At 64.1% G+C, this 13,091-nt stretch carries 11 protein-coding genes and 3 tRNA genes; 3 read left to right on the top strand and 11 right to left on the bottom strand.

Annotated elements, in window-relative coordinates; translation table 11 throughout:
* The 11 genes from ACDC66_RS15075 to ACDC66_RS15025 all read right to left on the bottom strand — a co-directional run.
* A partial coding sequence (locus ACDC66_RS15075; RefSeq protein ID WP_376697561.1) for a GTP-binding protein occupies positions 1-432 on the bottom strand: 432 nt, incomplete at its 3' end.
* 45 nt (positions 433-477) lie between these two features.
* Positions 478-553: transfer RNA gene (locus tag ACDC66_RS15070), tRNA-Thr, on the bottom strand.
* Positions 554-702: 149 nt separating this feature from the next.
* Positions 703-776, bottom strand: a tRNA-Gly gene (locus tag ACDC66_RS15065).
* Between the two features lie 34 nt (positions 777-810).
* Positions 811-895: transfer RNA gene (locus tag ACDC66_RS15060), tRNA-Tyr, on the bottom strand.
* A gap of 168 nt (positions 896-1,063) precedes the next feature.
* A complete protein-coding gene (ftsX, locus tag ACDC66_RS15055) occupies positions 1,064-2,008 on the bottom strand; it encodes a permease-like cell division protein FtsX (protein ID WP_376697560.1) in 945 nt (314 codons plus the stop codon).
* Positions 2,005-2,688: a cell division ATP-binding protein FtsE gene (ftsE, locus tag ACDC66_RS15050; protein ID WP_376697559.1), complete on the bottom strand. Its 684-nt coding sequence runs from the start codon at positions 2,686-2,688 to the stop codon at positions 2,005-2,007. The genes ftsX and ftsE overlap by 4 nt, the downstream gene beginning before the upstream one ends.
* A gap of 22 nt (positions 2,689-2,710) precedes the next feature.
* The gene (gspF, locus tag ACDC66_RS15045) at positions 2,711-3,913 is read right to left on the bottom strand and encodes a type II secretion system inner membrane protein GspF (protein ID WP_376697558.1); all 1,203 of its coding nucleotides are present in this window, start codon (positions 3,911-3,913) and stop codon (positions 2,711-2,713) included.
* A 116-nt stretch (positions 3,914-4,029) separates the two neighbouring features.
* Positions 4,030-5,508, bottom strand: coding sequence for a type II secretion system ATPase GspE (gene gspE, locus ACDC66_RS15040; protein WP_376697557.1), 1,479 nt, complete (start codon positions 5,506-5,508; stop codon positions 4,030-4,032).
* Positions 5,498-7,456, bottom strand: a complete 1,959-nt coding sequence (locus ACDC66_RS15035; RefSeq protein WP_376697556.1) for a secretin N-terminal domain-containing protein — start codon at positions 7,454-7,456, stop codon at positions 5,498-5,500. The genes gspE and ACDC66_RS15035 overlap by 11 nt, the downstream gene beginning before the upstream one ends.
* Positions 7,453-8,331: a type II secretion system protein N gene (locus tag ACDC66_RS15030; protein ID WP_376697562.1), complete on the bottom strand. Its 879-nt coding sequence runs from the start codon at positions 8,329-8,331 to the stop codon at positions 7,453-7,455. The genes ACDC66_RS15035 and ACDC66_RS15030 overlap by 4 nt, the downstream gene beginning before the upstream one ends.
* A 209-nt stretch (positions 8,332-8,540) precedes the next feature.
* On the bottom strand, positions 8,541-9,839 hold the full coding sequence (locus ACDC66_RS15025; protein ID WP_376697555.1) for a DEAD/DEAH box helicase: 1,299 nt from the start codon (positions 9,837-9,839) through the stop codon (positions 8,541-8,543).
* Between the two features lie 204 nt (positions 9,840-10,043).
* Here ACDC66_RS15025 and trxA point away from each other — a divergent pair, with 204 nt between their 5' ends.
* The 3 genes from trxA to ACDC66_RS15010 all read left to right on the top strand — a co-directional run bounded on the left by trxA (position 10,044) and on the right by ACDC66_RS15010 (position 12,931).
* Positions 10,044-10,370, top strand: a complete 327-nt coding sequence (trxA, locus tag ACDC66_RS15020; RefSeq protein WP_376697554.1) for a thioredoxin TrxA — start codon at positions 10,044-10,046, stop codon at positions 10,368-10,370.
* A 255-nt stretch (positions 10,371-10,625) separates the two neighbouring features.
* Entirely contained in the window at positions 10,626-11,882 is a 1,257-nt protein-coding gene (gene rho, locus ACDC66_RS15015) for a transcription termination factor Rho (RefSeq protein WP_376697553.1), read from the top strand.
* A gap of 344 nt (positions 11,883-12,226) precedes the next feature.
* A complete protein-coding gene (locus ACDC66_RS15010) occupies positions 12,227-12,931 on the top strand; it encodes a response regulator transcription factor (protein WP_376697552.1) in 705 nt (234 codons plus the stop codon).
* Positions 12,932-13,091: the final 160 nt, after the last annotated feature.

Here is a 13,091-nt window from a genome sequence, read left to right as displayed (position 1 = left end):
GGCATCGTCGACCATGTCGGCCTTGTTCAGGTAAACCAGAATCGACGGAACACCCACCTGGCGCGCCAGCAGAATGTGCTCGCGCGTCTGCGGCATCGGACCGTCCGCGGCCGAAACCACCAGGATCGCACCGTCCATCTGCGCCGCACCCGTGATCATGTTCTTCACGTAGTCGGCGTGACCCGGGCAGTCCACGTGCGCATAGTGGCGGCTGTCGGATTCGTACTCGACGTGCGCCGAGGCAATCGTGATGCCGCGCTCGCGCTCTTCCGGCGCATTGTCAATCTGGTCGTACGCACGGAACTCACCGCCGCGCGCTTCCGCACACACCTTCGTCAGCGCCGCCGTCAGCGTCGTCTTGCCGTGGTCAACGTGACCAATCGTGCCGACGTTGACGTGCGGCTTGGTGCGTTCAAACTTTGCCTTGGACATGCCTCAACACTCCGTTTTGTTTTACTTTCAAGTCGTCGATGATCGTGGTGCCCACGACTGGACTCGAACCAGTGACCTCTCCCTTACCAAGGGAGTGCTCTACCGCCTGAGCTACGTGGGCGCTCAACTTAAAACCGGCAACGAACCACCCGTGGCAGCTGTTGCTCGCCGATTGCGGCACATGACCGCAATCGGCTTCGCTTCGCGGCTCCGGGCCTGCGGCCCGGGCGTCGACCCGGCCGCCTGTCGCAACACCGAGTCGATAAACGCTGGAGCGGGTGATCGGAATCGAACCGACATCATCAGCTTGGAAGGCTGAGGTTCTACCGTTGAACTACACCCGCCTGAATTAACCGACTTCTTCCAAACCTCGAAACCTGGTGGAGGGGGCAGGATTCGAACCTGCGAAGGCTAAGCCAGCAGATTTACAGTCTGCCCTCGTTGACCGCTTGAGTACCCCTCCGGAAATCCTGCATCACGCCCGATACGGACGTTCCGACTACCCGACTTTCCAGACGAAGCCCGCAATTGTGGCCGATACCGTTTTACAAGTCAACCGCTTTGCGTGATCAATGAAGGCGTATCGGGCGACCAGGCCTGTTTCCAGCAGGCGCCGTGATTATCGCCCGCCTCAGAGGCTTCTCAGATGCCTGCCAACGGCCAGCCATGAACCCACAATACCCAGAATTCCGCTGCCCAGAACCAGAATGGCGACGATCTCGAGCGGCGGCGAGGCCAGATCGAAATCGCTCGCATAAGAGCCGCTGAGCCGTGCAATCGGGCCGGAGAGCGCCAGCAATGCGATTTCCACGACCACCCAGGCGGTCAAACCGCCGGCCAGGCCGTACCAGAACCCCGAGTAGAGGAAGGGGCGGCGCACGAAACCGTCCGTGGCCCCGACCAGTGACAGCACCCGGATTTCCTCCCGACGATTGTGGATATCCATCCGGATGGTATTGCCGATCACGAAAATGACCGCTACGGCGAACAGCAGGCCCAGTACGACGGCCAGTCGCTCGAGCACGGCCAGGATCGCCTGCAGGCGCTCGAGCCATTGTAGGTCGATGACCACCTGGTCGACACCGCCGACTTCCTGCAGGTGCGCGGACAGTTGCTGAGGATCCTGGCCGCTCTCCGGTGTAACCTCCAGCACCCACGGCAGTGGGTTGGTTTCAATCTTTCCGGACACGTCATCGAGCCGCAGACGCCCGGTCAATTCGGCCATGCCTTCCTGCGGGCTGATCGGGTCGACCGCCACGATCCCCGGTCGCGCACTCAGCTGTGAGGCCAGCCGCATGGCGTCACGGTCCTCGAGCTCGACGTCGAGAAAGACCGAGATGGTATCCAGCCGCTCCCACCCGGCGCTGATGCGTTCGGCGTTTTCCAGCGTGATGTAGAGCCCGGTCGGCAGGCTCAGGGTAATGGCCAGAACGACCACGGTCATGAAGGTCGCCAACGGATGGCGCACCAGCGCGCCGAGCGAAGACAACAGGCTGTAGGCGTGCCGTCGCCCCCAGGCGCGCAGCCCGCCTGGCCAGGTTATGCCGCCGGATTGACCGCCGGTCCGCCGGCTCACGAGACAGCCACCTGCCGGGCCGGCACGTCATCGGCCAGCGTGCCGTCCTTGAGCACCAGCACCCGGCGCTGTAGCCGCCGGATCAGGTCCAGGTCGTGGCTGGCGATCAGCACGGTGGTCCCCAGTTCGTTGAGAGACACGAAGAACTGCATCAGCTCGGCCGAAAGGTCGGGGTCGAGATTGCCGGTCGGTTCATCGGCCAGCAGCAGCGCCGGCTTGGCAACGATCGCGCGCGCGATACCGACGCGTTGCTGCTGCCCGCCTGAAAGCATGGGCGGGTAAGAACGCTCCTTGTCGAGCAGGCCGACCTTGTCGAGGGCGGCCCTGACCCGCCGGCGAATTTCCGGATAAGCCACTCCGGCAATGACCAGCGGGAGCGCGACATTGTCGAACACCCGGCGATCGCTGAGCAGGGCGTGCTCCTGGAACACGATGCCGATCTGTCTTCGCAGCCAGGGAATCTGGCGGCGAGAAAGACGGCCGACATTGCGTCCGTCGAACAACACCCGCCCCCGGCTCGGCCGTTCGAGCAGCGCGATGAGCTTGAGCAGGGTGGACTTTCCGGCACCGGAGTGCCCGGTCAGGAAAACCATCTCGCCGCGAGCCAGTTCGAAACTGATATCGCCCAGCGCCTGGATGCCGCCGGGATAGCGCTTGGCGACCTGCTCGAAGCGGATCATGTGTTCACTCGTGACCATGGTCTCAGGAAAGCAGCTGGCTCATGGACATGATCGGCAGCATGATGGCGAGCACGATGTAGAGCACCACCAGACCGACGAACAGAATCAGCGCCGGCTGCAGGACGGCCAGCAGTAGTTGGCTGGCCGACTGGAGTTCGCGCTCCTGCAGACGCGCCGCCTGTTCGAGCATCGGGGCGAGTTCACCGCTGCGCTCGCCGCCGGCAAGCAGGCGCCGGGCCATCGGCGGAAGCCAGTCGAACTGCCCCAGTGCACGCGTCAAGGACACGCCCTCGCGAACCTGGGCTCCCGCCATGGCGACATCAGCCCGGATCTGCCGATTACCGACCACCTCCCCGGCCACGCGCAGCGCATCCACCAGGGGAACCGTACTGGTCACCAGTATCGCCAGGGTGCGCGTCAGCGTGGCGGTCTCGCGCGAGCGAGCCAGGCGGCCGAGTACCGGGACCGTGAGCAGCCAGGCATCGAAACGCTGGCGGAGAACGGGCCGTCTCAGCGCCACAACCGCAGCGAAGGCGGCGACCACCAGAACGACCAGCACCAGCCAGCCCCAGCCGGCGATGAAGTCCGACAAGGCGAGCAGGCTGCGTGTGAGCAGCGGCAGTTCGCGCGAGGCCTGCTCGAACACGCCGACGACGCGCGGCACGACAAAGCCGATCAAGCCCCAGACCACGGCGATGGCAATGACCGTCAGCACCACGGGATAGACCAGCGCCAGCGAAAGGCTGCGCCGCATTTCCTCGCGCTGCTCGGCGAAGCCGGCGAGCCGGTCGAGCACGGCGTCGAGCGCACCGGCCCGCTCGCCCGCGGCGACCGAGGCGCTGTAGAGCGGGGGGAACAGGCGCGGCTGCTCGGCCATGGCCGCCGACAGGCTCTGCCCCTCCATGACGCGCGCGCGGATGGCGCCGAGCTGGCGGCGGGAGCGCGACTGATCGGCCTGCTCGACCAGAACCGAAAGCACTTCTTCCAGCGGCAGGCCGGCGACGAGCAGCGTGCTCATCTGCCGCAGCAGCAGCGCGCGCTCCCGGCCCTGACCGCCCAGGCTATCGCCCTGTCGTCGCCGGCCATCGTCGACACCCTGCACATCCAGCACGATGAGACCGCGATCGCGCAACTGCGAGCGCGCCGCACGGGCACTATCGGCCTGGACCACGCCGCGGCTGGTCGCGCCGGTTTCGGTCAGTGCCTGGTATTCATATGCTTGCATTTAAAAAATGGGGTTCCGGGTTCGGTATTCGGGGTTCCGGATGGGCTCCGAGCGAACGGCTCTCGATTGCCGCCGGTTGTCCCGAACCCCGAACACCGAACCCCGAACCCCCATAGTCAAGTTGTTCTCGTCACCCTCAGCACCTCCTCCAGCGAGGTCGTGCCCGCCAGCGCCTTGCGCCACCCGTCCTCGAAGATGGAAGGGGCGAGCTCGCGGGCCAGGTTCTCCAGCGCCTGCTCGGCTGCGCCGTCGTGGACCAGGCCGCGCATGGCTTCGTTGACCGGCACCAGCTCGTAGATCCCCGTACGGCCGTGATAGCCGGACTGGTCGGCCGGCAGGTCGGCCCGCGGCCGATACAGCGTGGCCGGCCCGTCGGCGCTCAAGCCCAGGCGACCGAGTTCGGAAACGTCGAGGGTGTAGGCCTCACGCGTATCCGGATCGAGCACACGGACCAGGCGCTGGGCCAGCACGCCGATCAGACTGGAGGCGAGCAGGAACGGCTCGACCCCCATGTCGACCAGGCGCGGAATGGCGCCCACTGCGGTGTTGGTGTGCAGGGTCGACAGCACCAGGTGGCCGGTCAGGCTGGCCTGAACCGCGATCCGCGCGGTCTCGAGGTCACGGATTTCACCGACCATGACCACATCCGGATCCTGGCGCAGGATGGCGCGCAGACCGCGCGCGAAGGTCAGGTCCACCTTGGGGTTGACCTGGATCTGGCCGATGCCGTCGAGGTCGTATTCGATCGGGTCCTCGACGGTCATGATGTTGCGGCTTCGGTCATTGAGCCGCATCAGCGCGGCATAAAGCGTGGTCGATTTGCCCGACCCGGTCGGCCCGGTGACGAGCAGGATGCCATGCGGGCGCCGGATCAGCGACTCCATGCGATCGCAGGTGGCCTCGTCCATACCCAGTTCGGCGAGGTCGAGGCGACCGGCCTGCTTGTCGAGCAGCCGCAGCACCACGCGCTCGCCGTGATTGGAGGGCAGCGTCGATACGCGAACATCGACGGGCCGCCCGGCAATGCGCAGGCCGATGCGCCCATCCTGGGGGACGCGCTTTTCGGCGATGTCGAGGCTCGCCATGACCTTGATGCGCGAGACAATCAGTCCGGCGAGCCCCCGCGCCGGGGCCATCACCTCGCGCAGAACACCGTCGACGCGGAAGCGGATCGAGAGACGCTCCTCGAAGGGTTCGAGGTGGATATCCGAAGCGCCCTCGCGAATGGCCTGGGTGAGCACGCCGTTGATCAGGCGGATGATCGGCGCGTCGTCCTCGGATTCAAGCAGGTCGGCCGGCTCCGGCAAATCTTCGGCCAGGCGCGCCAGGTCGAGTTCTTCACCGAGATCCTCGGCGGCGTGCCGGGCCGAGGCGTCGCCGGCCTCGTAGAGTTCCGTGATCAGCCGATCGAAGTCGACCGTCGACTGGCGCTCGATCCGAACCGGGCCATCGAGCCGGCGACGCACTTCCTGCACGGCGGCTACGTCGACCGGTTCGCGCACCACCAGTCGTGTCCGGCCCTCGCCGTCGCTTCCGGCCACCGTGACGCCGCGCTTGCGCGCAAAGCCATAGGCCGGGCGGAACTCACTGGCCATCGCGGCTCGAGTCACCGGATTGGCCCGATTCGCGCGACGTATCCGGCGAGGCCTGCATGAACGCTTCAAGTTCGGGCAAAAGCGGCATCTGTTCCTTGCGCCCCAGACCATTGACCGACTCGCGCTGATCGAGCTGCAGGTCGCGGATGCGGGTGTATTTCGAACGCGTCACGCTGTCCATCAGGGCTTCATCGTGAAGGATCTGCGGCCGGATGAACACCATCAGGTTGCGCTTGACCTTGCTGCTGGTGCGGTAGCGGAACAGTTCGCCGAGCAATGGGATTCGCCCCAGTCCCGGCACCTCTTCGCGACCTTCCTGCACGTCGTCGCTGATGAGGCCGCCGAGCACCAGCATGGAACCGTCGGGTACCATCACGCGCGTGGAGATCGTGCGCTTGTTGGTGATCAGGTCGACCGCACCGGTCGAGGGCGCCAGGGTCGAGACCTCCTGCGAGATATTGAGCATGATCGCGTCACCCTCATTGATGTGCGGGGTAACGTTGAGCTTGACGCCGATTTCTTCACGATTGATGGTCTGGAAAGGATTGACCTGGCCTTCGCTCGTGGAAAGGCCCTGGCTGGAGAAACTCCCCGACAGGAAAGGTACTTCCTGGCCCACGTTGATGCTCGCCTCGTGGTTGTCGAGGGTCACGATCGAAGGCGTGGACAGCACGTTGGTATTGGAATCGCTGGCCAGTGCACGAGCCAAACCGCCGATCTCGAGCAGTTCCATGCCCAGCAACTCCGTCGTGCCGCCAACGTAACCCAGGTTGAGACCGCGACCCGGCAACAGCCGGCTGCCCTCGTCCCTGCCCCGACCGAGCCCGGCGCTGAGATTGATGATGTTATTGCCGCCGGACTCGAAGTTCGTTCCGCCGAAGAACCCGGTATCACCCGATTCGAATGCCTGCCACTGAATGCCCAGCTCCCGGCTGGTATCCATGGCGACCTCGGCAATGATCGCCTCGACCAGCACCTGGGCGCGTCGGACGTCGAGCTGATCGACGACCGACTCGATCGAGCGGTAAGTCGAAGGCGGCGCGGTCACGACCAATGCATTGGTCTCGCCGTGCGCCTGGATGCGCGCCTTGGCGCCCTCTTCCGAGTCGAGCTCCAGCATGCCCTCGAGCACGGGCACCAGGGTGTCGGCCGTGGCATAGCGCAGGTAGATCACCCGCGTGCCGCCCTCGGACTCCAGGGGTGTGTCCAGGTGGCTGATCAGGGTACGCAAGCGCAGACGCCGGGCCGGGTCGCCGGAAAGCACGACGGTATTGGTGCGCTCGTCGGCCACCGCCGATTGCGCCCCGCCGTTGGCCGGATAGATCTGGTTGATCAGCTGTACGACTTCGCCAGCGTCGGCATGCGACATCGAGATCACCTCGACTTCCTGGTCAATGGCCGCGTCCAGGCGTTCGATGATGGTCTCGATGCGCTGGATATTCGTGGCGCGGTCGCTGACGACCAGGCTGTTGGAGCTTTCGTGATGCACCATGTAGGCCGATTGCGGCAGCAACTGGCGCAGCAGCTGCGAGACCTCGCCGGCGTCGACGTGATCGAGCTGGATGATGCGGGTAACCGGCTCGTCGCCACCGCCGCGCATGTCGTCGACCGGCACCCGGCCATCCTGGCGGGCGTCGACGTCCGGCACCACCCGCACGGTATCTTCATCTCCCACGGCGGTGTAACCGTGCACGCGCAGGATGGACTGGAAAACCTGCCAGACCTCCTCGTCATCGAGCGACTGCGAGGAGATCACCGTCACCTGCCCGGATACCTGCGGATCGACGATGATGGATCGCCCCGTCATGTCGGCCACGGTCGTGATCAGGGCCCGGATGTCGGCATCCTTGAAGTTGAGCACGTGGCCGTTGTCTTCGGTCGCCTCCTGCGCCAAAGCGGGCATGGACAGAACCAGCAGGACGGCGGCCAGTCGAATTGTTCGAATCATTGTGATTGCAGACTCCCCATGATTTGCTCGATATCAGGCCGCAGCGTCATTTCCCGTTCGCCGCGACGCACCTTGATCGACACTTCCCCGCTCGACATGACGTCGGAGAACAGGCCCTGCACGGCCTGAGCCGACTCCAGCGGCTGACCGTTGACCGACAGAACGACGTCGTTGACCTCCAGGCCCAGGGCCTGGAAGAGGCGAGCGTTGCGGCCGGGCCTGACCCGGAATCCGCCGCCGGAAACCGGCATGACCGAAATGGACTGGGCCAGCTCTCCGGCGTCCAGCCCGGCCGAGCGCGCGGCCTCCGGCAACGAGGCGACGCTGGCGCCTTCCGGCGCGCTGAATCCGCGAATACCGGGCAGCTGCTGCGACGGCTCATCGGCGACCTGCTCGGATCCGGACGTATGGCTTGCCCGCCGGGCACCGCTCGCGGCATCGGGATCCATGGCCAGCGTCTCGCGACGACCGTCGCGCAGGATGATCACCTGGCGTGACTCGATCGTCTCCACTTCGCCGCCGCCGGGCAGTTCGTCACCCACGCGGAAGACGTCCTCGCCCGAACCGCTGCTCGAAATGATGGCGTACCCGCGGTCACCGGCCACGACGCCTTTCAGGCGCAAGCGGCTGTCGGAAACGGGAACGGGCTGCAGCCTTACCGCCGGCGAGGCAGAACGACCGAACAGGTTCCAGCGGAACTCGCCGCTGGCGCCGCCAACTTCGGATATCTCGGGTACCGGCAGCGCCGGCGCCGAATCCACGGAAACACCCCCGAGCACCAGCCACATCGACCGCACGACCAGCCAGACCACCGCCAGCACCAGAACCGCGCTGCTGAGCATGGCCAGTCGCGACGACCAGGCGGGTGACATCATGGCGGACACGAACGATTCGGCTCCGGGGATTGCATCTGGCGGGAGATTAGCACAGACGGGGAGGACCGTTGGCTGGTTGGCTTGTTCGCTGGTTTAACAAACGCAACACCGCAAGGATGGGCGCGCATAGCTACGCGCGGTTCAAGGCCGGCAGGTCGTCCGTTGTGAATATGACCCTGCTTACGCCGGCGACAGCCGGCTAACCGACCTCATCTCCTGTGACCCGAGCCACTGCCCCTGTTCGGACCGCCGCGACCCCTGCCACCACCGCGCCGGCCACCCTTTTTCTTGCCGCTCTTCCTGGGCGGCGGCGCCGGCCGTTCGAGCTCGGGCAGATCGTCGGGATCGTGTTGCTCGACGGGCAGTTCCATCTCGATGTATTCCTCGACCTCGGGCAGGTGAAAGGCATAGTCCTCGCAGGCAAAGCTGATGGCATCGCCTGTTGCACCCAGGCGGGCCGTACGGCCGATGCGGTGGACGTAGTCGGCGGCCTCCTGTGGCATGTCGTAGTTGATCACGTGGCTGACGTCGGGAATATGCAGACCGCGCGCGGCCACGTCGGTGGCGACCAGCACGTCGAGCTCGCCGTCATGAAAGCGTTTGAGCAGGGTCTGGCGCTTTTTCTGCGGCACGCTGCCGGCCAGCATGGCGGCATTGAATCCATTCGCCTTGAGCGTTCTCGCCACTCGGTCGGTCTCGTGGCGGGTGTTGACGAAGACCATCACATGCCCGTCGACCATGCCCCTGAGCAGCTTGACCAGCAGCGGCAGCTTCTCGCTGTTGGACGGGTAGTACACCACCTGGTGGACGCGGTCGCTGGTGACCTGCTCCTCCTCGAAGCGGATGGTCTCGGCCTCGTTCATGTGCTCGTAGGCCAGTTCGGTGACTTTCAGCGGGAAAGTGGCCGAAAACATCAGGGTCTGGCGCTTGTCGACCGGCGGCATCTTGCGGAACAGGTAGCGGATGTCGGTGATGAAGCCCAGATCGAACATCCTGTCGGCCTCGTCGAGCACGGCCACTTCGGTGACCTTGAGGTCGTAGACGCCCTGCTTGAGGTAGTCGATCAGGCGCCCGGGCGTGCCGATGAGGATGTCCACGCCGGCGGCGATCTGCTCGCGCTGCTTGTGGTAATCGACACCGCCGTAGGTCAGGACCGAACGCAGGCCGGTGTGTTTTCCCAATAGCTCGGCATCGCGGTGGATCTGGATGGCCAGCTCTCGCGTGGGGGCGATGATGATCGAGCGGGGATTCCGCCCGGGGCCGATCGAGTCGGGCGAGAGCAGGCGCTGGAAAACGGCCAGCAGGAAAGCCGCGGTCTTGCCGGTACCGGTTCGGGCCTGGCCGGCCACATCGCGACCCGACAAGGCCAGCGGCAGGGTCCTTTCCTGAATCGGCGTGCAGTATTCGAAACCGGCATCCGCCAGGCCGCGCTGGATGTCGGGGTGAAGGTCGAAGGAATCGAAACGGGTCTCGGTCAGCACCTGCTGGGCGCCATTGTTTTCGGTCACGGAAATGATGTCGTCCTTGAAATTCTGAGTGGTTGCCTTGACCTAGCGTGTGATTGTGGACGGCTACACGCCATCCGGATTCGGTCTTTACGGGAAAATCAACACACCGGCGAGCATGGCATAGTATATTGTCATTCGTCCGTTCCTGCCGAGCGCGGACGCAAATCGCCGCCGCAAACCCTACCGCAAGGAGCAATACGAGCCGTGAGCGACAATATCATTCATGTAACCGACAACGATTTCGAGGACAACGTTCTCAAGGCCGACGGCCCCGTCCTGGTCGATTACTGGGCCGAGTGGTGCGGGCCGTGCAAGATGATCGAGCCCATCCTGCACGAACTGGCCGACGAGTACGGTGACAAGCTCAAGATCGCCAAGCTCAACATCGACGAAAACCAGCAGGTCACCAGCCGCTACAAGATTCGCGGCATCCCGACCCTGATGATCTTCGAAAACGGCGAGCACCAGGGCACGAAGGTGGGCGCCTTGACCAAATCGGCGCTGAAGTCTTTCGTTGAAGAGACCATCTAGAGATTTTCACGCCGGACCCCTGCGGTCCGGCGGATTTGCACGCCACGGCTGGACTCGGCCGTCGAATGGTGCTAACTTTACGGCCAATCGGGGCGGATCACCGTCCGGCAGTTCCTGATTTCCCATTACCTTTCCCGGACCTCCGGGGCAACATGCGATAGAACCTGACCATGATCTTTTCCGGTCACCGCGACCGGTGAACCTCCCTGTTCGCCCGCGGCGCGACCAATGAACTCCCGTAAAGACATTCAAGCGATGAACCTTACCGAACTCAAGAAGAAATCCGCCAAAGAACTGGTTGAGATGGCCGAGGAACTCGGCATCGACAACATGGGGCGCTCGCGCAAGCACGACGTCATTTTTGCCATCCTCAAGGCCAAGGCCCAGAAGAAGGATGCGATCTACGGCGATGGCGTGCTCGAGATACTGCAGGACGGCTTCGGCTTTCTGCGATCGGCCGAGGCCTCCTACATGGCCGGGCCCGACGACATCTACGTCTCGCCCTCGCAGATCCGGCGGTTCAACCTGCGCACCGGCGACTACATTTCCGGCAAGATTCGCCCGCCCAAGTCCTCGGAACGCTACTTTGCCCTGCTCAAGGTGGAGGAACTCAACTACGACAAGCCTGAGCAGTCGAAAAACAAGATCCTGTTCGAAAACCTCACGCCGGAGTTCCCGCGCGAGCAATTCCTGCTGGAACGCGGCAACGGCTCAACCGAGGACATCACCGGGCGCATCATCGACCTGATCGCGCCCATCGGCAAGGGCCAGCGCGGCCTGGTGGTCAGCCCGCCCAAGGCCGGCAAGACCATGATGCTGCAGAACATCGCCACGGCGATCCGGGCCAATAACCCGGAAACCCACATGATTATCCTGCTCATCGATGAGCGCCCGGAGGAAGTGACCGAGATGGAGCGCGGCGTCGACGCCGAGGTGATCTCGTCGACCTTCGATGAGCCCGCCACGCGCCACGTGCAGGTTGCCGACATGGTCATCGAGCGGGCCAAACGCCTGGTCGAGCACAAGCACGACGTGATCATCCTGCTCGATTCGATCACCCGACTGGCGCGCGCCTACAACACTGTGGTGCCGTCATCGGGCAAGGTGCTCACCGGTGGCGTGGACGCCAATGCCCTGCAGCGGCCCAAGCGCTTCTTCGGCGCGGCGCGCAATATCGAGGACGGTGCCAGCCTGACCATCATCGCCACCGCCCTGGTCGACACTGGTTCGAAGATGGACGAGGTGATCTACGAGGAGTTCAAGGGCACCGGCAACATGGAGATCCACCTGAGCCGCCGTATCGCCGAAAAACGTGTCTATCCGGCGATCGATATCAACCGCTCCGGCACGCGCCGCGAGGAACTGATGGTGGGCAACGACCAGCTCCAGAAGACCTGGATCCTGCGTCGCATCCTCCACCCCATGGACGAATCGCAGGCCATCGAGTTCATGCTCGACAAGCTCAAGGTCACCAAGACCAACGAAGAGTTCTTCAACTATATGAAGCGGTGAGGCCGCTTCCCGGATGAGCGGCCAAATTGGCCGTTTCTGCCGGCTGATAGGACTGCGCGACTAGATTCTGTTGGCTGGTTGGCTCGTTCGCTGGTTCGCTGGTTCGCTGGTTCGGCACGTCGGGATTTGCGGGGCGGCTTTGCCGCGATGCAAAGGAGCCAGGGCAATCCTAGGTGTACCTAAGTCAGGCGCCATCCACCTGTCGCGGCTTGGCCGCCCACCCACGGTTAAAAGGGCCGAACCAGCCAACAAGCGAACGAGCAAACCAGCGAACAATTTCTTCACCCCGCGTTGACATTCCCCACCTAAACTAGCTCCATTCACAGATGTGAAGGAGCGAGAAAATGTCCGAAGAAGCACTCCGCCAGGCCACGATTCTGCTGGTCGAGGACCACGACGACCTGGCCGCCACCATTGGCGCGTGGCTGGAAGACGCTGGATTCGCGGTTGATTTTGCCGCAGACGGCGCCATCGCGCTGAACCTCGTCACCGACAACGACTACGACGCGATCGTGCTGGATCTGATGCTGCCCCGCATCAACGGCTTTCGCGTGGCGGAAAAGCTGCGCGACGACGGCGTGTCCACGCCCATCCTCATGCTCACCGCCAGGGACCAGCTCGATGACAAGATCGAGGGCTTCAATGCCGGCGCGGACGACTACGTGGTCAAGCCATTCGAAACCGAAGAGCTGATTGCGCGCCTGCGTGCACTGATCCGACGAGCCCGCGGCGAGACCGGCGAGGGCCAGCTCAAGGTCGGCGACCTGGTGTTCGACCCGCGCCTGATGCGCGTCGAGCGCGCCGGCGAGCGCATCACCCTCTCGCCCACGGCGATGCGAATCCTGAAAGTCCTGATGCGTGAGTCACCGCGGGTGGTCAGCCGCGAGCAGATCGAAAACGAACTCTGGGGCGACACCCTGCCCGATTCCGACACGCTCAGAAGCCATGTCTACAACCTGCGCAAGGGCATCGACCGCCCGTTCGAGCACAAGCTGCTCCACACCGTGCAGGGGATGGGATTCAAGTTGGCGACGCCGGAAGAAGCCTGATTTTGTGGTTTGGTTCGTTGGTTTTTTGGTTCTTTGGTTGCTCGACGGCACAGGGGCCTTGTGGACTGACCCCACTTTCGTAGACACTTTTCGTTACGGGGCGGCTCCGAAGGCCGCCGGGGTTTGATAACCCAAGCTGCCGTGGATCCTGACCGTATTG

This window comes from Wenzhouxiangella psychrophila (assembly GCF_042310375.1).
Classification (GTDB): Bacteria; Pseudomonadota; Gammaproteobacteria; order Xanthomonadales; family Wenzhouxiangellaceae; genus Wenzhouxiangella.
Note: the sequence above shows the minus strand (reverse complement) of the source record. Positions and strands in the feature narration are given on the sequence as shown.